The sequence below is a fragment of the Tabrizicola flagellatus genome (assembly GCF_008271465.1).
In the GTDB taxonomy this organism is placed as follows: domain Bacteria; phylum Pseudomonadota; class Alphaproteobacteria; order Rhodobacterales; family Rhodobacteraceae; genus Tabrizicola; species Tabrizicola flagellata.
On record NZ_VMDU01000016.1, the window covers coordinates 1 to 21,827 of the forward strand.

At 67.1% G+C, this 21,827-nt stretch carries 23 protein-coding genes and 2 tRNA genes; 13 read left to right on the forward strand and 12 right to left on the reverse strand.

Annotated elements, in window-relative coordinates:
* On the forward strand, positions 1-394 hold a 394-nt coding region (locus tag FL625_RS15450; protein WP_235019448.1), incomplete at its 5' end, for a multicopper oxidase domain-containing protein.
* 481 nt (positions 395-875) lie between these two features.
* Here FL625_RS15450 and FL625_RS15455 read toward each other — a convergent pair.
* Complete coding sequence (locus tag FL625_RS15455) at positions 876-1,241, reverse strand: Rrf2 family transcriptional regulator (protein WP_200833963.1); 366 nt, start codon at positions 1,239-1,241, stop codon at positions 876-878.
* On the opposite strand from FL625_RS15455, the gene FL625_RS15460 reads away from it, so the two are divergent.
* Complete coding sequence (locus FL625_RS15460; protein WP_200833964.1) at positions 1,210-3,348, forward strand: type I restriction endonuclease subunit R; 2,139 nt, start codon at positions 1,210-1,212, stop codon at positions 3,346-3,348. The genes FL625_RS15455 and FL625_RS15460 overlap by 32 nt on opposite strands.
* Positions 3,345-4,061, forward strand: a complete 717-nt coding sequence (locus FL625_RS15465; protein WP_149077448.1) for a M48 family metallopeptidase — start codon at positions 3,345-3,347, stop codon at positions 4,059-4,061. Before FL625_RS15460 ends, FL625_RS15465 begins: the two co-directional genes overlap by 4 nt.
* Positions 4,062-4,326: 265 nt before the next feature.
* On the opposite strand, the gene FL625_RS15470 is transcribed toward FL625_RS15465, so the two are convergent.
* From FL625_RS15470 to FL625_RS15490, 5 genes are all read right to left on the reverse strand, one after another.
* Positions 4,327-4,416 (reverse strand) — tRNA-Ser (locus tag FL625_RS15470).
* 117 nt (positions 4,417-4,533) lie between these two features.
* Positions 4,534-5,247, reverse strand: coding sequence for an alanyl-tRNA editing protein (locus FL625_RS15475; RefSeq protein ID WP_149589580.1), 714 nt, complete (start codon positions 5,245-5,247; stop codon positions 4,534-4,536).
* Positions 5,244-7,685: a DUF3772 domain-containing protein gene (locus FL625_RS15480; protein ID WP_149589581.1), complete on the reverse strand. Its 2,442-nt coding sequence runs from the start codon at positions 7,683-7,685 to the stop codon at positions 5,244-5,246. Before FL625_RS15480 ends, FL625_RS15475 begins: the two co-directional genes overlap by 4 nt.
* Entirely contained in the window at positions 7,682-8,716 is a 1,035-nt protein-coding gene (locus FL625_RS15485) for a cysteine synthase A (RefSeq protein WP_149589582.1), read from the reverse strand. The genes FL625_RS15480 and FL625_RS15485 overlap by 4 nt, the downstream gene beginning before the upstream one ends.
* 103 nt (positions 8,717-8,819) lie before the next feature.
* A tRNA-Ser gene (locus tag FL625_RS15490) sits at positions 8,820-8,909 on the reverse strand.
* Between the two features lie 187 nt (positions 8,910-9,096).
* Between FL625_RS15490 and FL625_RS15495 the strand changes: the two genes are divergently transcribed.
* From FL625_RS15495 to FL625_RS15510, 4 genes are all read left to right on the forward strand, one after another.
* Complete coding sequence (locus FL625_RS15495) at positions 9,097-9,954, forward strand: DUF2059 domain-containing protein (RefSeq protein ID WP_160147798.1); 858 nt, start codon at positions 9,097-9,099, stop codon at positions 9,952-9,954.
* 181 nt (positions 9,955-10,135) lie between these two features.
* Positions 10,136-10,609, forward strand: a complete 474-nt coding sequence (gene rplU, locus FL625_RS15500) for a 50S ribosomal protein L21 (RefSeq protein WP_149589584.1) — start codon at positions 10,136-10,138, stop codon at positions 10,607-10,609.
* Between the two features lie 6 nt (positions 10,610-10,615).
* The gene (rpmA, locus tag FL625_RS15505) at positions 10,616-10,885 is read left to right on the forward strand and encodes a 50S ribosomal protein L27 (protein WP_149589585.1); all 270 of its coding nucleotides are present in this window, start codon (positions 10,616-10,618) and stop codon (positions 10,883-10,885) included.
* 189 nt (positions 10,886-11,074) lie between these two features.
* The gene (locus tag FL625_RS15510; protein ID WP_149589586.1) at positions 11,075-11,614 is read left to right on the forward strand and encodes a GNAT family N-acetyltransferase; all 540 of its coding nucleotides are present in this window, start codon (positions 11,075-11,077) and stop codon (positions 11,612-11,614) included.
* Between the two features lie 82 nt (positions 11,615-11,696).
* On the opposite strand, the gene FL625_RS15515 is transcribed toward FL625_RS15510, so the two are convergent.
* Entirely contained in the window at positions 11,697-12,317 is a 621-nt protein-coding gene (locus FL625_RS15515) for a thiamine phosphate synthase (RefSeq protein WP_149589587.1), read from the reverse strand.
* A gap of 133 nt (positions 12,318-12,450) precedes the next feature.
* On the opposite strand from FL625_RS15515, the gene FL625_RS15520 reads away from it, so the two are divergent.
* The 4 genes from FL625_RS15520 to FL625_RS18615 all read left to right on the forward strand — a co-directional run bounded on the left by FL625_RS15520 (position 12,451) and on the right by FL625_RS18615 (position 14,965).
* Positions 12,451-13,188: an RNA methyltransferase gene (locus FL625_RS15520; RefSeq protein ID WP_149589588.1), complete on the forward strand. Its 738-nt coding sequence runs from the start codon at positions 12,451-12,453 to the stop codon at positions 13,186-13,188.
* 205 nt (positions 13,189-13,393) lie between these two features.
* On the forward strand, positions 13,394-14,662 hold the full coding sequence (locus FL625_RS15525) for a lytic murein transglycosylase (RefSeq protein WP_149589589.1): 1,269 nt from the start codon (positions 13,394-13,396) through the stop codon (positions 14,660-14,662).
* Between the two features lie 25 nt (positions 14,663-14,687).
* A complete protein-coding gene (locus FL625_RS18420; protein ID WP_200833965.1) occupies positions 14,688-14,882 on the forward strand; it encodes a DUF2200 family protein in 195 nt (64 codons plus the stop codon).
* Positions 14,882-14,965 (forward strand): hypothetical protein, encoded by an 84-nt coding sequence (locus tag FL625_RS18615; protein WP_200833967.1) that lies wholly within the window; start codon positions 14,882-14,884, stop codon positions 14,963-14,965. Before FL625_RS18420 ends, FL625_RS18615 begins: the two co-directional genes overlap by 1 nt.
* A gap of 73 nt (positions 14,966-15,038) precedes the next feature.
* On the opposite strand, the gene olsA is transcribed toward FL625_RS18615, so the two are convergent.
* The 3 genes from olsA to FL625_RS15545 form a co-directional block, all read right to left on the reverse strand.
* Positions 15,039-15,860 carry a lyso-ornithine lipid O-acyltransferase gene (gene olsA, locus FL625_RS15535; RefSeq protein ID WP_149589590.1) on the reverse strand — a complete coding sequence of 274 codons (822 nt, stop codon included), beginning with the start codon at positions 15,858-15,860 and terminating at the stop codon, positions 15,039-15,041.
* Entirely contained in the window at positions 15,857-16,636 is a 780-nt protein-coding gene (gene olsB / locus FL625_RS15540; RefSeq protein WP_149589591.1) for an L-ornithine N(alpha)-acyltransferase, read from the reverse strand. The genes olsA and olsB overlap by 4 nt, the downstream gene beginning before the upstream one ends.
* A 120-nt stretch (positions 16,637-16,756) precedes the next feature.
* Positions 16,757-16,939, reverse strand: a complete 183-nt coding sequence (locus tag FL625_RS15545) for a DUF3553 domain-containing protein (protein ID WP_149589592.1) — start codon at positions 16,937-16,939, stop codon at positions 16,757-16,759.
* Between the two features lie 26 nt (positions 16,940-16,965).
* On the opposite strand from FL625_RS15545, the gene FL625_RS15550 reads away from it, so the two are divergent.
* Positions 16,966-17,562 (forward strand): histidine phosphotransferase family protein, encoded by a 597-nt coding sequence (locus tag FL625_RS15550; protein WP_149589593.1) that lies wholly within the window; start codon positions 16,966-16,968, stop codon positions 17,560-17,562.
* 45 nt (positions 17,563-17,607) lie between these two features.
* Here the strand turns inward: FL625_RS15550 and FL625_RS18120 are convergent, their stop codons facing one another.
* Entirely contained in the window at positions 17,608-18,483 is an 876-nt protein-coding gene (locus tag FL625_RS18120) for a hypothetical protein (protein WP_160147799.1), read from the reverse strand.
* Between the two features lie 74 nt (positions 18,484-18,557).
* Positions 18,558-20,153: a peptide chain release factor 3 gene (locus FL625_RS15560; protein ID WP_149589594.1), complete on the reverse strand. Its 1,596-nt coding sequence runs from the start codon at positions 20,151-20,153 to the stop codon at positions 18,558-18,560.
* A gap of 517 nt (positions 20,154-20,670) precedes the next feature.
* On the opposite strand from FL625_RS15560, the gene FL625_RS15565 reads away from it, so the two are divergent.
* Positions 20,671-21,729, forward strand: a complete 1,059-nt coding sequence (locus FL625_RS15565; protein WP_160147800.1) for a sugar-transfer associated ATP-grasp domain-containing protein — start codon at positions 20,671-20,673, stop codon at positions 21,727-21,729.
* The last annotated feature ends 98 nt before the right edge of the window (positions 21,730-21,827 follow it).

The following is a 21,827-nucleotide window of genomic DNA, read 5'->3' on the forward strand; positions in this document are numbered from 1 at the left end:
TCCTCGCAGACCCACCTTGGCACATCGATGCCGTCGGGGGGCGGTCACATCATCAGAGCCGATGCAGCCCTATGTCTGGACGATCAACGGTGCCGTCTGGGGCCAGCACCAGCCGGTCACGGCGCGCAGAGGCGAGCGGGTTGTGCTCTCGTTCCACAACATGTCGATGATGGGGCACCCGATTCATCTGCACGGCCACGTGTTCCAGGTGGTCGGCATCAATGGACAGCGCGTTGCCGGCGCCCTGCGCGATACGGTCTACGTGCCGCCGATGTCGATGGTCGACGTGGCGCTCGACGCGGGCGAGGCCGCGCGCTGGATGCTGCATTGCCATCACATGCCGCATCTGTCGACCGGCATGATGACCGAGTTCGCGGTCACGGCATCGGCCTGACCGCAGGCGGGGCATTCGCCTCGGGCGCCCCGACCTCTCGATCGAGGCGATGGCGCGCCCCACCATTTTCTGGCGAAGCTCGCGGTAATGGGCCTCTCGCAGCGCGGAAAGCAGGAGAACGACATCATGAGCTGAAACGACATGGGTGCCGGAATGGGCTGGCGTCGCAGCTGAATCGCGTGGCCGCCCCGCCATCGCAAGTCGAGTTGGATCCCGGTCGCGTTCGGGTGGCGGAAGGGACGGGCCTGAACGACACCCGTCTTTCGTTCGGATGCACCTCGCTGGAGGTCGGCCGGACAGAAACGCATGCACGACGCAGGTTTGTGCTACCTTGCTTCGGACGCGGCGCGCGCCTTGAGGGTTGGGCAGGCTGCCAACGGGCAGCGGAACGCTGTCTTCAGGAAACCCTCACACCCCGTCGGCCCCTCTCTGGCGGCGATCCGTATCTGCATCATGTCTCGCGGATTCATGTCCCTGCGGGTCATGTCGTACCTGCGGGATAGGCGCAGTCGGCCAAGGTCGTCCTGTCCAGATCGTCGAGGAATACCTGGACCGCATGGGCCAGCCGCGCCTTGAGGCGGCACTGCGGCGTCAGGGTGCAGCTGTTGCCGGCCGGGGCAAAGCATTCCACCAGAGCCTTGCCCGCCTCCAGTCGTGCCACCACCTCGCCCAGGCGGATCTCCGAGGCGGGTCGCGCAAGCTTCGCCCCGCCGCCCCCGCCGCGCCTGGCCTCGATGTAGCCGGCCGCCGCCAGGGCTGAGATCACCTTGGCCAGATGGTTGCGCGAAATGCGAAACTCGTCGGCCAGTTCGGCCGTGGTGAAGGCGCGGTCGGGTTCGTTGGTCACGGACCGCGACGATCTCGACAAGCAGATCAAGGACACCTTCAAGTCCTGTGACCTCGAACCGGTTCGGGCGACGAGTGGGTCTCATCTTCTGGAGCTCGTCCACAACAAGGCTCCGCTGGTCACCACGATCATCAACAAGTTCGACACGGCGCTGAGGAACAGCAAGCTGGCGGACGACGACCCGAACATCTTCGTGCTGGTCGACGAGAGCCACAGGACGCAGACGGGGCGCTACGGCGGCCACAGCCAGTTCGCCGCCAAGATGCGACGCCTCCTGCCCAAGGCCTGCTACCTCGGCTTCACCGGCACGCCCCTGCTGAAGAAGGAGAAGAACACGCTTTCGACCTTCGGGCGGCTGATCCACCGCTACGCCATCGACGAGGCGGTCGCCGACGGCGCCGTCGTGCCGCTGCTCTACGAGGGACGACTTGTGGAGCAGCAGGTCTCTGGCACCGTGATCGACCGCTGGTTCGAGAAGATCAGCGAGGGGCTCACCGAGGACCAGAAGCGTGATCTGAAGCGGAAGTTCTCCCGGATGGACGCGTTGGCCAAGACCGACCAGGCCATCCGAGCCAAGGCGTTCGACATCTCCGAGCACTATCGCCAGCACTGGCAGGGGACCGGCTTCAAGGCGCAGCTCGTTGCCCCCTCGAAGGCCGCGGCCGTCCGCTTCAAGGAGGTTCTCGACGAGATCGGCCATGTCTCGAGTGCGATCGTCATCTCCCCGCCGGATGAGAACGAGGGCAACGAGGAGGTCGACCAGGAATCCAAGGACCTCGTCCGCCGCTTCTGGTCGCAGATGATGGCGCGGTACAAGACCGAGGAAGAGTACAATCGCCAGATCATCGATGCCTTCAAGGGTTCCGGCGATCCGGAGATCCTGATCGTCGTCTCCAAGCTGCTCACCGGCTTCGACGCGCCCCGGAACACGGTCCTTTATGTCTGCAAGTCCCTGAAGGAACACAATCTCCTGCAGGCGATTGCACGGGTGAACCGGCTCTACGAGGACGGCGGAACGGAGAAACAGTTCGGCTTCATCGTCGACTATGAGGGGCTGCTGGGCGAGCTGGACAGTGCGCTGACGACGTACAGCGCCTTCGAAGGCTACGAGGCGGCTGACCTCGCCGGAACGGTGCATGACGTCCGCGAGGAGATCCGCAAGCTGCCCCAGCTGCACGATCAGCTCTGGGATCTCTTCAAACCGGTTCGAAACAAGAAGGACATGGAGCAGTTCGAGCAGCACCTCGCTGACGAGGCGCTGCGCCATGAGTTCTACGGGCGCCTCAAGGCATTCAGCCGCTGCCTGCACATCTCGCTCTCGTCCGACAAGCTGTTCGATGTCTTCGACGAGGCCAAGATCGATGCCCTGAAACGCGACTGGAAGCAGTTCTCCGAACTCAAGCGCTCGGTCCAGCTCCGCTACCAGGAGACGGTCGATGTCCGCGAGTTCGAGCCGAAGATCCAGAAGCTGCTCGACGACCATGTCGTGGCGATGCCTGCCGAGACCATCATCGAGGTGGTGAACATCAACGATCCTGATGCGCTGAAGGCGGTCGTCGAGGAGACGGGCGTCTCCGAAGCCTCGAGGGCGGACCGCATCGCCAGCGCCACCCGGCGGGCAATCACCGAGAAAATGGATGAGGACCCGACGTTCTACAAACAGTTCTCCGAGCTGCTCGAAGAGACCATTCGCGCCTATCGCGAGAAGCGGCTCTCCGAGCGCGAGTACCTGAACAGCGTCGTGGACCTCGCGAGCAAGGTGGCACGCAAGGATCGGGGCCGGGATGTTCCTGAAAGCATCCGGGGCGATGAGGATGCACAGGCGTTCTTCGGTGTCCTGGAAGGTCAGCTCAAGATCAAGGACGATGAGCCGGTGGCCGGCGACGAAGCAGCATCCATCGCCCTGGAGATCATCGACATCATCAAGTCCCACCTGATCGTCGACATCTGGTCGAACGAAGTGGCCCAGAACAAACTGCGCAATGCCATCGATGACTACTTCTTCGATGTTCTGCGTGACGAGAGGGGCGTCGACCTGCACGTGGAGGTGCTCGACGACCTCGAACTCAAGATCATGGACCTCGCCCGGGCCCGGTTCGCAGCATGACGCGGGAATTGCATTGCCTGCAGTACGGTGAGCAGGAGATCCGATACGAAATCGTCCGCCGCCCGAGGAAGACACTGGAGATCGCCGTCGAGCCGGATGCGTCGGTGGTGATCGCGGCCCCGGAGGACGCGACGCTCGACGCCATAGAAGCCAAGCTGCGGAAGCGCGCGGCATGGGTGACGCGGCAGCAGCGGTACTTCGCCCAATTCCTTCCAAGAACACCGGAGCGCAGGTTTATCGCCGGTGAGACCCATCTCTACCTCGGGCGCCAGTACCGGCTGAAGGTCGTCCCGCATGTACAGGAATGCGTGAAGCTGATCCGCGGCTTCATCGTTGTGCAGACACACCGGTCGACCAGGCCGGAGGTGACACGCGAACTGGTCGAGGCATGGTACCGGGACCGGGCACACATCAAGTTTCCGGAGCGGATCGAGCTCTGTCTCGGCCACTTCCCGGATCCGGAGGCATTCAGGCCGAAGGGTCTCATCGTACGTCAGACCCGGCAGCGATGGGGGTCCATGTCACCGGCCGGACGTCTGCTACTGAACCGCCGCCTCGTGCAGGCGCCGGTCGATGCCATCGACTACGTGATCACCCACGAACTCTGCCACGTGGCCGAACCCCATCACGGGGCAGCCTTCTTCGATCTCCTCGACAAGGTGATGCCCGACTGGGAGCGCCGGAAGCAGAGACTGGAACGGGCCATGGCCTGAGAACTTCCGAACCCGGTCGCGGCAGCCCAAACGCGACTCCAATCCAAGGAATTTCAATGGCTTATATTTCGTCAATATCTACAGGGGCTTATGAGAAATTCACCAAAATGGCGCAGTCATGAGGTCCAGAGAATATCGGCCCTGAGAGACCGCTTTCGGGCCACCTGTCAGCAGGGGCAGTGCTCAGCCCCTCCCGCATAACCCTCGAAAACAACGGAAAAATCAGGCCGGAACCTGATGGGGAGAACGCTTTCGCGAGGGCAAGTGGCGGACAGTGAGGGATTCGAACCCTCGAGACGGTTCCCCGCCTACACACTTTCCAGGCGTGCGCCTTCGACCACTCGGCCAACTGTCCGTCCGGCGCTGATACTCCGGGTTTGGGCGGCTCTTCAAGGGGCTATCTGGCGGCAAACCGGTTTTCCGGCGGCGAGGCCGCCGCGTGCTGGCGTCCGCCATGCCGCGGATGGCTGGCTCAGGCAAGATGAACCGACACGCGGCGGTTCTGGCGGCCCTTGTTCTCGATCTTGCCGATTTCGACCCGGCCGATTTCGCCGGTCCGGCGGACGTGGGTGCCGCCGCAGGGTTGCAGGTCGATCTGGGCCTCACCGTCAGAAATGCACACGAGGCGCACCCGGCCCTGGCCCATGGGCGGGCGGACCGACATGGTCTTGACCAGGCCGGGGTTGGCCAGCAGCTCTTCGTCGGTGATCCAGCGGTCGCTGACCGTCAGATCGCGCGCGATCAGGCCGTTCAGCTCTTCTTCCAGCGCGGCCACATCGCCGGGTGGGTCAGGCATGTCGAAGTCGAGCCGACCCTTGTCGGCCGCGATCTGGCCGCCGGTGACCGGTAGCGGGATCACCACCGACAACAGATGCAGCGCCGTGTGCACCCGCATGTGCCTGTGCCGGCGACCCCAGTCGATCTGCTGGCGGGCCGGAGCACCGATCGGGGGCATCGGCGCAGGCTCGGCCGGGATCAGCGCGATGCCGCCCTCGACCTTCAGCGCGGTCGCAATCGGCATCCGGGTACCGCCCCAGTCCAGCACGCCGCTGTCGCCGGGCTGGCCGCCGCCGGTGGCGTAGAAGACCGAGCGGTCGACGATCAGCCCCCCTTCGGGCGTGTGGCCCGTGATCCGGCAGTCGGCCGTGGTCAGGTAGGCATCCTCGCGGAACAGCAGGTCAGTCATCGGTCTGCGCCTTTCACGTCGGACGGAGCAGCGGTGCCGGCGGGTTTCCGGTGTGCTGCGGACACCTTGTCGCGGCCCACCAGGTCGGCAAGCGCCAGCACCGTCTCGGCGGTGCGGATCGGGTCGGGTTCCGCGGGCGGGGCCGGGGGGGGCACGATGTGGATGCCCTCGGCGCGAAGCCGTTCGAGGATGCGGTGGTTCATGTCGCTGCGCACCTGCAACCCGAAGTTCACATCGCGCAGGATCACCCGGACCTCGAAGTTCAGCTGCGTCGGCGTGTAGCCCATCAGGACAACGAGCGGCGGCGGGTTGAGGATCGCGAGCGGCTGTTCCTCGGCCACCTCGCGCAGGATCTTCTCGACCGCCCTCGTGTCCGACCCTATGGCCACCGACACGGGCACGATGATCCGGCCCGACAGGTTGAAGCGGGTCCAGTTCGTCACCCTTCCGGTGATCAGGTCGGCGTTCGGCACGATCACGTCGTTGCGGTCGAAGGTCTCGATCCGGGTGGAGCGGACCGAGATCGCCCGCACCTTTCCCTGCACGTTGCCGACCTCGATCCAGTCGCCCTCGCTGACCGGACGTTCGACCAGCAGGATGATGCCCGAGATGAAGTTCGACACGATGTTCTGCAGGCCGAAACCGATACCGACGGAAAGGGCACCGGCGACGATGGCCAGGCCGGACAGATCGAGGCCCGCCGCGTTGATCGCGATCAGCGCCGCGAGAAACACCCCGACGTAGCCCACGCCCGCGACCAGGGCGTTCTGCCCGCCCGGCTCCATCCGCGTCTTGGGCAGGATCGAGGTGCGCAGCGCGCCCTGGAACAGGCGCGTCAGCATGTAGCCGATCAGGAATATGGCGGCAAAGATCAGGAAGTTCGACGGCGAGATCCGCGTGCCGCCCACCTGGAAGCCCTCGGTGAACCGCGCCCAGAGCTCGGTCAGGTCCGAGGCGCGCGCGCCCCAGATCAGCGCCAGCAGCGGCAGCGAGGCGATCGAGAGCGCGAACCCCGCCAGCACCGGCACGAGGCCATCGCGTGCCGACTGGTCCGACCGGGTGATCAGCGCCCAGCCGTCGCCGATCAGGCGTTGCAGGATGAACAGGATGGCGATCAGCGCAAAGGACAGCATCGCCGGATAGATCATCGCTTCGGCGGCCTGCACATAGCCGAAGCCCGCCAGTACCGGGCCGGCGATGCCGACCGCCGTCAACCCCCGCGCGAGAAGCAGGATCAGCCGCAGCCCGTAGCTGGCGGCCTTCGCATCGGCCTCGGCAACGCCGCGCAGGGTGCGGCCCAGGCGGATCAGGACCAGTCCCCCGGTCAGCAGGATCGGGAAGGACATCACGGCCGTCGTGGCGTCCGAATAGGCCTGCGCGTCCATCGCGGCGGCGCGCAACAGGTTGGCGGCCATCACCAGACCCATCAGCACCGACAGGAAGCGCCCCTCGGCCCGCCGTTCGGGCGGCAGCGGCAGGACCGGATCATCGTCCTGAACCCTTGGAAACACCCGCGCGCCGATCCAGGCGAAGCCGAAGACGATGACCCCGGCGAAGGGCAGGGTGACGGCGATCATCGTGCCGACCTCGCCCAGCAGGCCGCTGGCCAGAAGCGCCCAGGACAGCGCCACAACGCCCAGGCTTGGCAGGACGATCCCGCCCAGCGAGGCGATCAGCGACCAGAAATGCCGCCCCCTCACCGAGGCGCCGACCTGCAAGCGCTCGGAAAACCGTTCGATCCAGCGGCGCACATAGATCACCAGCGCCAGCGCCACGACGATCAGCACCAGGATCAGGGGCAGGTTGTCGAACAGTTCTTCCCGCGCCGCTGGCCGGCTCCAGGCCTCCGAAGTCTCGTCCCACAGCCGCTGCACCGTGTCGGCCAGGCCGATCGCGGCCTCCGGCCAGTTGCCGGGGTTCAGCGGCGAGGGCCAGAGCTGCAGCAGCCGGTCCGCCTGGCGTTCGCGCAGGGTGCGGTCGATCTCGTCGATCAGGCCGTCGGCGCGGCGATAGGCTTCCTCGGCGGCGATGCCGGGGGCCTGGGCCTTGACGAGCTGGCTCGCCAGCTCCTGCCGGCGGGCCGAGATCTCTTCCGCCTCCGCGGCGCCATCGGTCGGGGCGGGCCCCAGCGCGTCGATCTGCTGGCGCAGGGTGGCGATGCGGGCCGAGTTGGCGCTTTGTGCGCCCAGCAGCGCCGCGCGCCACTTGGCCAGCTGGCCGCGGATTTCCTCCAGCCGCTCGGACGAGGTGTTGCGGTCCTCGATCTCGGTTTCCGCCCGCTCGGCCATCCGCTCCCACAGCGCATAGTCAAGCTCGGTACCGTCCGTTGCCGGGGCCTCGACCTCTGTCGCCGTCCCCGTCTGGTCTTGCGCCGGCACGGGCGCTGCTGCCAGCCCGATCCCCAGAGCGAGGCCAAGGCAGAGGAGAAGCCGCCTCATGCGTCTTCGTAGACCGTGGGGATCGCGCGGGCCGGCCGGTCAAGCCAGCCGGGAACCGGCAGGCCCTTTTCCTTCAGGAAGGTCGGGTTGTAGATCTTGGACTGATACCGGCTGCCGTAGTCGCACAGGATGGTGACGATGGTCTTGCCCGGCCCCATCTCGCGCGCCATGCGGATCGCGCCGGCGATGTTGATGCCGGTCGAGCCGCCCATGCACAGCCCCTCTTCCGTCAGGAGGTCGAAGATGATCGGCAGCGCCTCGGCATCGGGGATGCGGTAGCTGAAATCCGGCCGGAAGCCTTCGAGGTTCGCGGTGATCCGGCCCTGGCCGATGCCCTCGGTGATGGACGTGCCGGGGGCCTCGAGCTTGCCGGTGGTGTAATAGCTGTGCAGCGCCGCGCCTTCGGGGTCGGCAAGGCCGATCTTCACGCCCTTCGGTTGCAGCGCCATGCCGACGCCCGCCAGCGTGCCGCCCGAGCCCACGGCGCAGATGAAGCCGTCCACCCTGCCGCCGGTCTGCTCCCAGATCTCGGGGCCCGTGGTCTCGATATGGGCCTGGCGGTTGGCCACGTTGTCGAACTGGTTGGCCCAGATCGCGCCATTGGGTTCGGTCTTGGCCAGCGCCTCGGCCAGACGGCCGGAATAGCGGACATAGTTGTTCGGGTTGCGGTAGGGCGCAGCCGGCACCTGCACCAGTTCCGCTCCAGCCAGACGCAGCATGTCCTTCTTCTCCTGGCTCTGGGTCTCCGGGATCACGATCACCGTGCGGAACCCCATCGAGGCCCCGACCAGCGCCAGACCGATCCCGGTATTTCCCGCCGTCCCCTCGACGATGGTGCCGCCAGGCCTGAGCAGACCCTTCGCCACCGCGTCCCGGATGATGTAGAGCGCCGCCCGGTCCTTTACCGACTGGCCGGGATTCATGAACTCGGCCTTGCCGAGGATGGTGCAGCCCGTCAACTCCGAAGCCTTCTTCAACTTTAGAAGCGGCGTGTTCCCGATCGTATCGGCAAGATCCTGGTGAATGCGCATTGGGCGGTCCTTCCTTGGTTTCCAAGGTGTATGTGCGGCGGCCGCCAAACTCAAGCTGCGAGGGGGAAGGTCGGGCGATGCCAGCGCACCCCGATGCTGCAGGTGGCGGAGAGGGTGGGATTCGAACCCACGGTAGGCGCAAACCTACAACGGTTTTCGAGACCGCCACGATCGACCACTCCGTCACCTCTCCGCGCTTCAGGGGTCGTCTATGTCCGGCGGTCATTAACCGGGAGCGTTCCGATGCGCAAGGGGCATTCGGCAAAATGGACAGGCTGCGAAGTGCCGCGATCACGGGCAGTTGCGGGATCAGCGCCTTGGCAAGGCCTGGGGAACGCATTACCTCTTCCAGCAAGGCCGACGCCTTATTCGGGGGACCGATGCCCAAGTTCCTGCCTCGTCTCGCACTTGTAGCCCTTTTCGCGGCGGCCTCGCCCCTGGCGGCGGAAACCGCAATCAAGACGCAGGGCGCCGAGCAGTCGGTGACCGAACTCGGCAAGGTCATGCGGCTTGAGGAACTGTTCGAGGTTCTGCGCGAGGAGGGGCTCGACCATGGCCGCACTCTGGAGACGGACATGTTCCCATCCCGCGGCGGTGCGGAATGGGCCGGAACAGTGTCACGGATCTATGATCTGGATCGTCTGCGACCGGAATTCGAAGCCGCACTTGCAGAAGAGATCGGCAACGACCCCGCTGTCCTTGACGGCATCGTCGCCTTCTACGGCTCGGAACTCGGCCAGCGGATCCTCGGTCTCGAGATCGAGGCACGGCGGGCCTTTCTTGACACGGCCGCCGAAGAGGCTGCCCGCGTCGCAGCCGACGAGGCAGCCGCATCGCGCGATCCCAAGGTCGCGCTGATCCGCAGGATGATCGAGGTCGCCGACCTTCTGGAAGCCAACGTCGCGAGCACGATGTCCGGCAACCTCGCCTTCATGACCGGCATGGCCGAGACCGGCGTCTACGGTCGAACCATGCCCGAGGACGAGATCCTGGCCGATATCTGGTCACGCGAGGAACAGATCCGGTCGGACGTCTCGACCTGGCTGGCCGCCTATCTGGGTTTTGCCTATGCCCCGCTGTCGGAAGACGAGCTTGCCTCCTATGTGGCATTCTGGGAAAGCCCGGCAGGCCAGCGGCTGAACGCGGCGCTGTTCGTGGCCTTCGACCGGGTGTTCCGTCCCGTCTCGCTCGACCTTGGTCGGGCCGCGGGACGGGCAATGCTGGGCCGCGAAATCTGAAGCGGAGCGCTTGACAGCAGACCCGCTTCACCGCATAAGCGCGCATCCTGGCCAGGGGCGACTCTGGGCCGGGGTTTATGTTTTAACTGACGCCCCATCCGGGGCGCGCTGTCCGAGGCGGGGAAACCCCGAGAACGCCCGAAAGGGGGCCACAGGGCGCGGAGCGATGGAAGGAAAGACCATGTTTGCGGTCCTCAAGACCGGCGGCAAGCAGTACAAGGTGCAGGCGGGCGACGTGCTGCGCGTTGAGAAGCTGGATGCCGTGGCCGGTGACAAGATCCAGTTCAACGAGATCCTGATGGTCGGCACGACCATCGGCATGCCCTTCGTCAAGGGCGCCGCCGTGCAGGCTGAGGTCATCGACCAGATCAAGGGCGAGAAGACCATCCATTACGTCAAGCGCCGCCGGAAGCACTCCAGCCAGCGCACCAAGGGCCACCGCCAGCACCTGACGCTGGTGCGCGTGACCGAGGTCCTGGAAAAGGGTGGCGACAAGACGGGCGTCAAGGCCGCGATCGGCACCGTTGCCGCCCGCCGCGCCGCGCACGAGGCCCCCGGTGCCGCCAAGGCCGAAAAGCCGGTCAAGGCCGCCGCCGCGCCCGAGGCCGCCGAGAAACCGAAGCGTGCCGCCAAGGCCGCTGCAGCGCAGGAGTAAGACCCCATGGCACACAAGAAAGCAGGCGGTTCGTCCCGCAACGGTCGCGACTCGGCCGGTCGTCGCCTGGGCGTTAAGCTCTACGGCGGCCAGCATGCCATTCCCGGCAACATCATCTGCCGTCAGCGCGGGACCAAGTGGTTCCCGGGCGAGGGCGTGGGCATGGGCACCGACCACACGATCTTCGCCACCGTCGAGGGCCGCGTGACCTTCAAGAAGGGCCTCAAGGGCCGCACCTTCATTTCGGTGCTCCCCGTGTCGGAGGCAGCTGAGTAAGCCGAACCTTTACAATCGGATTGTAGATGGGGGATCGGCCGAAGGGCCGGTCCCCCTTCTCGTCTCGAGGGACCGTTCCCGGTCGCGAATGTGGCGCCTCGCCATGACGTGACCGTGAAACGGTCAAACAATCGGGCGATTGCACGGGTAACCGGCAATTCCCACATGTGCTTCAAAAGGGAGGGAGCCATGATCCTGGAGAAGATCGCCAGTCCGGTCGAGATTGCGACCGAACGGTTCACGCTGCGCCCGGTGCGGAAGTCCGACGCCGGCCTCTTCGCGCTTTACGCCGGGGACAAGCGCGTGGCCGAGGCGACGCAAGGAATCCCGCATCCCCTGCCGCCCGGCGCGGCCGAGGCCTTCTGCGCCCGTGCCATGGCGTCCGGCGGGGAAGAGGACATCTGGGTCATGGACGGCACCCGCTCGGGCCTGCCCGAGGTGCTGGGGGTCATCAGCCTGAAGAAGATGGACCGCGGCCAGTCAGAGGTTGCCTTCTGGGTCGCCCCCGCCTTCTGGAACCACGGCATCGCGTCGGAGGCGGTCAACGCGCTGGTCGCGGCCAATCCGCAGAAGAACTGCACGATGTTCGCCGAGGCCTTCCAGGACAATCCCGGCTCGGCGCGCGTGCTGACCAATGCGGGTTTCCAGTATCTGGGCGACGCCGAAAGCTTCTCGGTCGCGCGCGGGGTCACGGTGCCGACCTGGACCTACATCCGCAAGCTCGACTGAATCGGCGGCTCCTCGTTCGCCTTCGGCTCCTCGTCGCGGGGCGGGCCCGAAGCGAGGAGCGACGAAGTCGGACGACGGGCGGTCAGTCGAGGGGCGCCAGCAGCGCCTTCAGCGCGGCCAGCGGGTTGTCGGCCCCCCAGATTTCCTCGCCCACGGCGAAGAAATCGGTGACGGGGCCGAACTTCGCCACCAGCTCGGCCGTCAGCGCGCCTTCGGCGATGATCGGGACCTCGATCACCTCTGACCACCATTCGAACAGCTCGAAGGGAGCGCGGCTGCCGTCGCCGAGGCGCGTCTCGCCGATGGGGCCGAAGCTGCAGTAGTCGGCACCGGCCTCGCCGGCGGTCATGCCGTCATGTTTCGATCTGCCGCAGAAGGCGCCGACGATGGCGTCGGGGCCCAGGTCCTTGCGGGCCTTTCGCACGTTCCGCGCCCCGTCCGTCAGGTGCACTCCGTCCAGCCCCAGCCGCTCGGCCAGGATCAGGTGGTTTTCGATCACCACCGCCACGTCGCGGGCATGCGCCGCCTCGCGCGCCGCATCGGCGGCGCGCATCAGGATGTCTTCGTCCCGCGTTGCCAGCGACAGCCTCAGGCAGGCGATCTCCACCCCGTCGAGGACTTGGCCAAGGCGATCCGAGAAGGTCTCGGGATCGAAGGTCGGGGGGGTTATCAGGGTGATCTGCGGGCGGTCGTCTGCGGCCATCATGGGCTCCGAATTCGTCTTCCGGCCCGTCTATCAGCCTTTCTGCGGCTTGGCTACCTGCCGGGTCGCGCTGTCCGCTTGCCAGCACCCGGTCCGTCCCCTATCTGGCCGGGACGCCTTCCAGGAGTCCCGCATGATCCCTCCCGTCTTCATCCTCGTCCGGCCCCAGATGGGCGAGAACATCGGCGCCGCGGCGCGGGCGATGCTGAACTTCGGGCTGGAGCGGATGCGGGTCGTGGGGCCGCGGGACGGCTGGCCGAACCCGAAGGCGGTGGCGATGGCCAGCGGGGCGGGGCGGGTGCTGGACCATGCCGGACTGTTTCCAGACCTGCCCGGGGCCATCGCGGACTGCGACTTCGTCTTCGCCACCACCGCTCGGGGGCGGGAGCTGGTGAAGGAGGTCGTGACCCCGGAGCGCGCGATGGATATGGCCCGCGCGATGGGGGCGGAGGGGAAGCGGGTGGGCGTCCTCTTCGGGCCGGAACGGGCGGGGCTGGAGAACGAGGACATCATCCGGGCCAATGCCATCGTCACCGTGCCGGTGAACCCGGATTTCCCTTCGCTGAACCTCGCGCAATGCGTGCTGCTTCTGGGCTACGAATGGCGGCGGCAGGCGGGGGAGGTGCCGGCCTCGGTCATGGAACTGGCACGGACCGAGTTTGCCAGCCGTGAGGAGGTGGACCGGCTGGCCGACCATTTCGAGGAGCGGCTGGAGGCGGCGGGGTTCTTCTTTCCGGCCACCAAGGTCGAGGGGATGAAGGCCAACCTGCGGAACATGTGGGGCCGGCTGGGCCTGACCCGGGCCGAGGTGCAGACCTTCCACGGCATGCTGCGCCAGATCGCCTGGAAGCTGAAGAAGCAGGGCGACTAGGCCAGTCTGTCCACGGTGGACATTTCCGGATAATCCTGCAAGAGCAATGCCTTGCTCGCGGACATATACCGTTCGTTAACGTGCTTTTTCCGACCCCGACCTGAGGCTGAGGGCGGGCGATCCCGCCGGGCGCCATGTCGCGGTCTGGTCTGGTGCGGCCTGACGGGCTATGCTTGCCGCATAACAGCAGAAACGGGCAGGCAGCATGGCACAGGCAAGGACGACAGAGGGGGTTTCCCGGCGGGGACTGATGCTGACGGGGGCGGCGGCGATGCTGTCGGCCTGCGTGAGCGGCGGGCGGTCGGGCGGCGGGGGAGGGGGCGGCTACCGCGCGCCCGATCCGGTACCGCGGGCGGTGCCGAACCCGGGCTGGGATGCCTGGGTCGAGGGTTTCAGGGCGCGCGCGGCGGCGGGCGGGATCAGCCGGGGCACGCTGGACACCGCCTTCCGCGGCGCGGGTTTCCTGCCCGAGGTGATCGAGAAGGACCGCAACCAGACCGAGTTCAAGCGCAGCCTCGAGGATTACCTGAACATCGCCGCCTCTGACGAGCGCGTGAGCCTTGGCCGCCAGAAATACGCGCAATACGGGGGCGTGCTGTCGGCCATCGAGGCGCGCTATGGCGTCGAGGGCAACGTGGTCGCGGCGGTCTGGGGGCTGGAAAGCTTCTTCGGGACGCGGCGCGGCAATGTGCCGGTGGTCTCGGCCCTGTCCACGCTGGCCTACGAGGGCCGGCGCGGCGCCTTCTTCGAAAGCCAGTTGCTCGCGGCGCTGATGATCCTGCAGGCGGGCGATGTCTCGGCCAGCGCGATGACCGGCAGCTGGGCCGGGGCGATGGGGCATACCCAGTTCATCCCGACCAGCTACCTGGCCTATGCGGTGGATTTCAACGGCGACGGGCGACGCGACATCTGGTCGGAGGATCCGACCGATGCGCTGGCCTCGACCGCGGCCTATCTGGCCAGGTCGGGCTGGACGCGCGGCCTGCCCTGGGGGATGGAAGTCACGCTTCCCGCGGGGTTCAACACGGGGCTTCTGGGGCGCGGCAAAGGGCAATCGGCGGCCGACTGGCAGGCGCTGGGCGTGCGGTCGGCGGACGGGCGGGCGCTGGCGGGCGGGTCGATCATCGCGGGCGGCAATGCGGGCGGAGCGCCGTATTTCCTGCTGACGCAGAACTTCGCCACCATCCTGCGCTACAACAACGCGCAGAACTACGCGATCGGGGTTGGGCACCTGTCGGACCGGATCCTGGGCCGGGGTCCGGTGCAGGCCTCGTTCGGGCCGGATGCGAACGGGCTGACCAAGGCCGACCGGCAGGAGTTGCAGCGGCTGCTGACCGCGCGCGGCTTCGACACAGGCGGCACGGACGGGGTGATCGGGGCCAGGACCAGGGCCGCGATCAGCGCCTATCAGGGCAGCATCGGGGTGCCGGTGACGGGCGAGCCGAGCCTGGAACTGCTGCGCCGGTTGCGCTGAGGCGGTCCTGGACGGGAAGGGGCGGATGACGCAGCGCGTCCATGCGATGAGCGTGGCGAAGGTCTATCCGCTCTATCTGGCCAAGGTGGAGCGGACGGGCCGGACGCGGGCCGAGCTGGACGCGGTGATCTTCTGGCTGACCGCTCGTCGTCCGACTGCGTCGCTCCTCGCTCTGGCGCACCCCGCGACGAGACGCCGGAGGCGATCGAGGAGCCGCTGATGCGCGAGAATCGCAGCCTGGACAAGCTGGTGAACGGAACCGCCAGGGGCCGGCCGCTGGCGAAGGTGCTGCGACAGGGCTGAGGGCGCGCGCGGGACTGCGGGCGGATGCCTCCGGCGGGAGTTTTTGGAAAAGGGCAAGGGCAGGGGCCTTGCGTCAGGCGGCGGCGTGCGGGTGCGAGGTGCGGATCACCCGCTCGCAATGCTGCGACAGCGTCTTGCGGTCGTCGAAGGCATCTACGGGCACTTCGGGGTGGAAGATGACCTCGACCCGGCCCTGGCGGCGGGTGGCGAGGGTTTTCAAGAGGTGGCTGGCGAAGTCCATGTCGCCCCACCAGCCGTAATGGCGCGGATCCTCTCCTTCGGGGGCGTGGTAGATCACGGTGACGGGCTGGATGTGCATGGACCGCACCAGCGCCGGGGCGAAGAAGGCCTGGAAGAGCGTGGACTTGAAGGGCAGGACGCGGATCGCGTCGGTCGAGGTGCCTTCGGGGAAGAAGAGAAGCCGGTGGCCGGCCTGGAGGCGGGATTCGAAGATCTGCTGCTGTTTCTTCGCCTCGGTCCCCTTGCGGGCGATGAACACGGTGCCGGTGGCACGGGCGAGCCAGCCGATACCGGGCCAGTCGGCGACCTCGGCCTTGGCGACGAAATAGACGGTCTGGGCGGCGTTCAGCACGAAGATGTCGAGCCAGGAGGAATGGTTGGCGACGATGGCTCCGGTCCGGGTCATCGGGCGGCCGTGGAGCGTGAGCGGCAGGCGCAGGATGCGCAGGGCACCGCGGCAGACGGCCTTGGTGATGTGGGGGGTCACGGGGCGGGCCTGGCCGCAGAGCGGCCATTCCACGAGGCGCACGAGGAGGAGGACGACAAGGCCGCCATAGGTGAGCGCGCCGAGCAGGGTGCCGCGCCAGAGGACGCGGAGCCAGCCCGCGGGGGTGATGCGCAGCGGCGGCGGGGCGGCGGTGTGCCAGTCGCTCATCCGCCGGCCTTGCGGACGTAGAATTCGCGGTGGCGGGCCGACATCTGGCCCGTGTCCATCACCAGGCAGACATCGGTGGTGTTGAAGTCGCGGTCGATCCAGGCGCCGTCGCCGACGAAACCGCCGAGCCGGAGATAGGCCTTGATCAGCGCGGGCGTCGCGGCCATGGCGGCGCGGCGGTCGAGGCTGGCGGGGGGGACCAGGTCCATCTCCTGCCGGTGCGGGGGGAGCGCCCGGACCCGCATCTCGGGCGGGGCGAGATGGTGGTGATGGAGGTAGGAAAGCGGCTGGGCCAGGGCGGGGATGTCGGTGCCGTGGAAGGAGGCGGCGCCGAACAGGACCTCGATCCCGCGGTCGAGCACATAGTCGGCCAGCCCGTTCCACAGGTGGAACATCGCCGTGCCGCCGCGGTGGTCGGCATGGACGCAGGAGCGGCCGAGTTCGAGGAGATGCCGGCCCGAGGCGAGGAGGGGCGTCAGGTCGAACTCGGACTCGGAATAGAAGCGGCCGGCACTGGCGCGGCGTTCACCGGGCATGATGCGGTAGGCGCCGATGACATGGGTCAGGGTGGCAGGGTCGATGCGGCGGTCGACCAGGATCAGGTGGTCGAAATGCGGGTCGAACTCGTCGCGCTCGAGCCCGGCCGCATGGTCCACCAGCGGGCCGTCGCCGCCAAGTTCGCGCACGAAGACCTGGTAGCGCAGGGCCTGCGCTGCTGCCAGATCCTCGGGCGTGGTCGCAAGCCGGACGGCGTAGGGAGACTCTGCGGCAGACATCGACCCGGTTCTGGACTTCCAACGCGAGTGACTTAGCCAGCGGGCGCCCGTTTTGCAACCGTTTGCCGGACGGCGGGCGGGCCTGTCAATTCCCGGTTGAGTTTCACCGGCGGATTCGCACTATGGGTGATCAGTTCCCGCCACCGGCAGAAGGAAGACCCGCTTGCTGTCGATCACGACCTTTCCGCCATGTTCGAAGTTCACTGTTACCTTGCTGTCGATGTTCGACTGTACCTGACCCAGACCCCAGTCTTCCCGGTCCGGGTGGCGCACCAGCATTCCCGGTTCGAGAAGTCCCGCCATATCCTGTCCTTTCGCCCGGTTCGATGATGCAAGACAAGCCCGACCTCGCCGCCCTGATCGCCTCGCGCATCTGCCATGACCTTATCAGCCCGATCGGGGCGATAGGCAACGGGGTGGAGCTTCTGGCGATGGAGCCGGGGGGCGCGCGGCCGGAAATGGCGCTGATCTCGGAAAGCGTGGCCAATGCCAATGCGCGGATCCGGTTCTTCCGGGTCTGTTTTGGCCAGGCCGGCAGCGACCAGCGGATCGCGCGGTCCGAAGTGGTGGCGATCCTGGGCGACCTGGGGCGCGGGGGGCGGATCAGCTATGCCTGGACCAGCCCCGGCGACCTGCCGCGCCGCGAGGTGCGGCTTGCCTTCCTGCTCTTGCAATGCCTGGAAAGCGCGCTGGCCTATGGCGGGCGGATCAACGTCACCCGGTCCGAGACCGGCTGGTCGGTCCTGGCCGAGGCGCCGCGGCTGAAGGTCGATCCCGCGCTGTGGGAGGTGCTGACCGAGCCGCGCGCACCGGCCGAGATCGGCGCGAACCAGGTGCATTTCGCGCTGGTGCCAGAGGAACTGGCCCGGCAGGGCCGGCGCCTTGTCACCGAGATCGGCGAAACGACGATCCGGCTGACGTTCTAGGCTGCAATCCGAATTTGCCGTCGCCCGCCGCAGGAGCGCCGGGCCTCAAGCCCCGTCCGCGCCGGTGTCGTCTTCGGGCGTCGGCGGCGACAGGTCCTCGAACACCCGGTCGATGCGGTCCATCTGCTTGCCCGCCCGCATCATGCCGATCCGGCGGAACAGCCCGCGCGGGTCGCTGTTCAGGCGTTGCAACAGGTGGCAGGCCAGCGGCCCGACGACGGGGGCCTTGCGCGCCTCGTTCCAGATCTGGGCCAGAAGGTTGATGTCGAGCCCGCCGGTGGCCAGGTTGAAATGCGGCATGTCGAGCGGCAGGCTCCGGCCCCGGATGCGGCCGATCGGGAAGGGGGTCGCGGCGTCGAGGCCGGAGTGCAGGCGTTCGTATTCGTAGAGCTTCATCAGCGAAAACAGCACGTTGATCGACAGGCCCACGCGGCGCTGGGCCTCGGTCTCGCCATGGTCGCCGAAGGTGATGGCGGACGATATCAGCCAGCGCCCCGGCAGGTGCGGCATCAAGGCCGGCCCCGCCTCGGCCCAGATGCGGCGGAAGAGGGCGGGGGCATGGGCCGGATACCGCTGCTTGCGCAGATGCGCGATCAGGATGGCGTTGACGGCCGCGAGTTCCGGCTTGCCTGCCAGTTCCAACCGCATCTGGTGCAGCTTGCGGGCATGCAGCGTCTGCGAGCCTTCCAGCGGCGGCAGGTCGTGCGGGATCCGCGCGGCCAGCAGCGACGCGAGGTCGAGGTCGGCGGGCGGGAACCAGTCGCGCGCCGCGAGCTTCAGCCGGCGCCGGCGCTGGCCCCAGATCCCGATCAGGCTGTCCGGGGCATCCGGGTAGGTTTCAACCCCGGTCTCCGGATCGGGCTCGGTCGGATCGGGTTCTGGCGGATCGGGTTCCGGCGGATCGAGCTCGGGGGTCGTCATGCGGTCAGGGGCCTCCGGCGCCGCGAGGGTGGGCGGAGGCTAGGGCGCGGGGGCCGGGCGGTCAATGCCCTGGCCTAGACCATCATCTCCTTGGTCGCGGTCAGCTTGACGCCGGGATAGTCGCGCACCACGCGGTCGATGTCCCATTGCAGGCGGGTCAGGAACACGAGGTCCCCGTCGCTGTCATGCGCGATATGGCCCTTGTTGACGTTCACGAGCTTCTCGATCTCCGCCTTGTCGCCGGAAATCCAGCGGGCGGAGGTGAAGTTCGACCCCTCGAAGCGGACGGGCAGGCTGTATTCCTGCTCGATCCGGCTGGCCAGCACGTCGAATTGCAAGGCCCCCACGACGCCCACGATGTAGCCCGAGCCGATCATCGGCTTGAAGACCTTGGCCGCGCCTTCCTCGGCGAACTGGGTCAGCGCCTTTTCCAGGTGCTTGGCCTTCATCGGGTCGGTGGCGCGGATGGTCTGGAGAAGTTCCGGCGCGAAGCTCGGGATGCCGGTGAAGCGCAGGGATTCGCCTTCGGTCAGCGCGTCGCCGATGCGCAACTGGCCGTGGTTCGGGATGCCGATGATGTCGCCCGCCCAGGCTTCCTCGGCCAGTTCGCGGTCGGCGGCGAGGAAGAGGACCGGATTGGTGATCGACATGGGCTTTTTCGAGCGCACATGGAACAGCTTCATGCCGCGTTCGAAATGGCCCGAGGCGAGGCGGACGAAGGCCACCCGGTCGCGGTGCTTCGGGTCCATGTTGGCCTGGACCTTGAAGACGAAGCCGGTGACGGCGGGTTCGGACGGGTCGATCTGACGTTCGGCGGCCTTCTGCGGCTGCGGCTCGGGCCCGTATTCGCCGATGCCATCCATCAGTTCCTTCACGCCGAAGGAGTTGATCGCCGAGCCGAACCAGATCGGCGTCATCGAGCCGTTGAGGAAGGCCGTGCGGTCGAAGGCGGGCAGAAGCTCGCGCGCCATTTCCAGTTCCTCGTGGAACTTCGCCAGCAGGTCGGCGGGGATGTGTTCGGCAAGCTTGGGGTCGTCCACCCCGCTGATCTTGATCGATTCCGCCACCCGGTTGCGGTCGGCGCGGTCCATGATCTCCAGCCGGTCGTGCAGAAGGTCATAGGCGCCAATGAAGTCGCGTCCCATGCCGATCGGCCAGGAGGCGGGCGTCACGTCGATCGCGAGGTTTTCCTGGATCTCGTCGATGATGGCGAAGGTATCGCGGCTTTCGCGGTCCATCTTGTTGCAGAAGGTCAGGATCGGCAGGTCGCGCAGCCGGCAGACCTCGAACAGCTTGCGGGTCTGGGATTCCACGCCCTTGGCCCCGTCGATCACCATGATTGCGGCATCAACGGCGGTCAGCGTGCGGTAGGTGTCCTCGGAAAAGTCGCTGTGGCCGGGGGTATCGACCAGGTTGAAGCGGAAATCGCGGTAGTCGAACGACATGGCCGAGGCCGAAACGGAGATTCCGCGCTCCTGTTCCAGCTTCATGAAGTCCGACCGGGTGCGCCGGGCATCGCCCTTGGCGCGGACCTGGCCCGCCATCTGGATCGCACCGCCGAACAGCAGGAACTTTTCGGTCAGCGTGGTCTTGCCGGCGTCGGGGTGCGAGATGATCGCAAAGGTCCGGCGGCGGGCGATTTCAGGCGGAAGGGGGGCACGGTTCGACATGGGCGCGACATATCCGCCGCGCCGGCCCAGTGCAAGGATCGGCTCGGTCCGGGGGCAGGCGGATCACCGGGACGCCCCGGGGGCAGCAGCGGGCATCCGTTTCGCGACAGGTCGAGCCGGCAATCGCCGCAGCCTTGCATTCGACTGAGGCCGAAAGGATGCCGCGCGGATACTCGAGAGGGAAGGGGACGGAACCCTCCGGCGCGGAAGGAAGGATCCTGAGCCACGGACAGACCGCATTGCCGCCGATGCCGCACAAGAAGGCCGGGAGCATCCGATCCAGCGCGGTGTCGCCGCACACCTTGCTTTCCGGTGCCGGAGGCCGAGGCCGGGAGCAGGGCAAGACAGAGGGCATGGCGCGGAGTCACCGCTGCACGAGGAAGCGATCGTCGAAATGGAGGCTGGACCAGGTCAAGCCGTTTCGGCAAGACTGGAGCGCGACATGTTCTTGCCGAGTTTGCGGGGAAACCCGACCGTTCTGCTGCCAGCGAATTCTGTCCCTACTCATAGGCATTGCATGGAAGTTCTTTTCCGAACGGCCAGGAGCATCGGCAAGCGCGTGCTGCGGCATCATTGCAGCCGCAATCATCTGAGGGCCGCGCGCGGGACCCTGGAGATGCTGGAACGCCGCGACGGGCCTCTGAGCGCTGCCGACCGCGGCCGCTGCGATGCCTACGCGGTCGAGGTGCTGGGCCACGCGAAATTCGCCCCCTGGCTTTACGTCTATTCGCATGTGGCCGGGGAATTCCGGGAGGGCTGGATCCCCGACAACTTCTTCGACGAATGCGTGTTGCCGCACAACTCGGGCAGGCATGGCGAGCTGTCGCAGTTCCGCAGCCTCAACGGCATCCTGTTCGACGCGCCCGAGTTTCCCGACCTTGCCGTGCAGATCAACGGGATGGTGATCGGACGGGATGGCAAGCCGGTCGCGCGCAAGGATCTGACCGCCGTGCTTTTCGGGCAGGGCGACCGCATCGTGTTCAAGAGCGACGCCACGCAGTCCGGTCTTGGGCTTCGGGTGCTGGACCGCGCCTCGTTCGACCCTGACGGGATAGGGCGGCTTGGAGCGGGCGTGTTCCAGCCCTTCGTCCGGCAGCATCCCGAGTTCCACCGGATCGGGAACAGCACGGCGGTGACCACGCTGCGCCTGACCACGGCGACCGACGACAGCGGCACGCCGCAGGTTCGGGCGGCCTTTCTCTGCATCGGGATGGCCGGGGACGTGCATATCCGGGCGGGGACGGATGCGCTGGTGCCCGTCGATCCTGCCACAGGCGAGATGTCACCGGTGGGCTATGTTCCCGACTGGCAGCGCACCGACCGCCACCCGGATTCCGGCGTCCTTTTCGCGGGCTTCGAACTGCCGGAGTGGGAAGCGTGCCGGGATGTCGCCCTGCGCTACCACGCGCGCCTTCCCTTCGTGCGTTGCATCGGCTGGGACGTGACCGTGGACGATCAGGGCGCGGTGCGGATCCTGGAATGGAACGGCGGCCATACCGGAATCAAGTTCACCGAGGCGACGCAAGGCCCGTGCTTTGCCGACCTCGGCTGGCACCGCCTGCGCCGGCCGACCTAGGCCGGCGGGTTGCCCGGGGGCAGGTCCGGCCCATCGGGATCCCGGCGACGAGGACGCGCTTGTGCGCCGGGCACGGCCTGATAGGCTGGGCCGCGACA

Coding starts and splice junctions, on each gene's coding strand:
- FL625_RS15465 (WP_149077448.1), top strand. CDS start 3,345: ATGACGCGGGAATTGCATTGCCTGCAGTACGGTGAGCAGGAGATCCGA.
- FL625_RS15475 (WP_149589580.1), bottom strand. CDS start 5,247: ATGACTGACCTGCTGTTCCGCGAGGATGCCTACCTGACCACGGCCGAC.
- FL625_RS15480 (WP_149589581.1), bottom strand. CDS start 7,685: ATGAGGCGGCTTCTCCTCTGCCTTGGCCTCGCTCTGGGGATCGGGCTG.
- FL625_RS15485 (WP_149589582.1), bottom strand. CDS start 8,716: ATGCGCATTCACCAGGATCTTGCCGATACGATCGGGAACACGCCGCTT.
- FL625_RS15495 (WP_160147798.1), top strand. CDS start 9,097: ATGCCCAAGTTCCTGCCTCGTCTCGCACTTGTAGCCCTTTTCGCGGCG.
- rplU (WP_149589584.1), top strand. CDS start 10,136: ATGTTTGCGGTCCTCAAGACCGGCGGCAAGCAGTACAAGGTGCAGGCG.
- rpmA (WP_149589585.1), top strand. CDS start 10,616: ATGGCACACAAGAAAGCAGGCGGTTCGTCCCGCAACGGTCGCGACTCG.
- FL625_RS15510 (WP_149589586.1), top strand. CDS start 11,075: ATGATCCTGGAGAAGATCGCCAGTCCGGTCGAGATTGCGACCGAACGG.
- FL625_RS15515 (WP_149589587.1), bottom strand. CDS start 12,317: ATGGCCGCAGACGACCGCCCGCAGATCACCCTGATAACCCCCCCGACC.
- FL625_RS15520 (WP_149589588.1), top strand. CDS start 12,451: ATGATCCCTCCCGTCTTCATCCTCGTCCGGCCCCAGATGGGCGAGAAC.
- FL625_RS15525 (WP_149589589.1), top strand. CDS start 13,394: ATGGCACAGGCAAGGACGACAGAGGGGGTTTCCCGGCGGGGACTGATG.
- FL625_RS18420 (WP_200833965.1), top strand. CDS start 14,688: ATGACGCAGCGCGTCCATGCGATGAGCGTGGCGAAGGTCTATCCGCTC.
- FL625_RS18615 (WP_200833967.1), top strand. CDS start 14,882: ATGCGCGAGAATCGCAGCCTGGACAAGCTGGTGAACGGAACCGCCAGG.
- olsA (WP_149589590.1), bottom strand. CDS start 15,860: ATGAGCGACTGGCACACCGCCGCCCCGCCGCCGCTGCGCATCACCCCC.
- olsB (WP_149589591.1), bottom strand. CDS start 16,636: ATGTCTGCCGCAGAGTCTCCCTACGCCGTCCGGCTTGCGACCACGCCC.
- FL625_RS15545 (WP_149589592.1), bottom strand. CDS start 16,939: ATGGCGGGACTTCTCGAACCGGGAATGCTGGTGCGCCACCCGGACCGG.
- FL625_RS15550 (WP_149589593.1), top strand. CDS start 16,966: ATGCAAGACAAGCCCGACCTCGCCGCCCTGATCGCCTCGCGCATCTGC.
- FL625_RS18120 (WP_160147799.1), bottom strand. CDS start 18,483: ATGACGACCCCCGAGCTCGATCCGCCGGAACCCGATCCGCCAGAACCC.
- FL625_RS15560 (WP_149589594.1), bottom strand. CDS start 20,153: ATGTCGAACCGTGCCCCCCTTCCGCCTGAAATCGCCCGCCGCCGGACC.
- FL625_RS15565 (WP_160147800.1), top strand. CDS start 20,671: ATGGAAGTTCTTTTCCGAACGGCCAGGAGCATCGGCAAGCGCGTGCTG.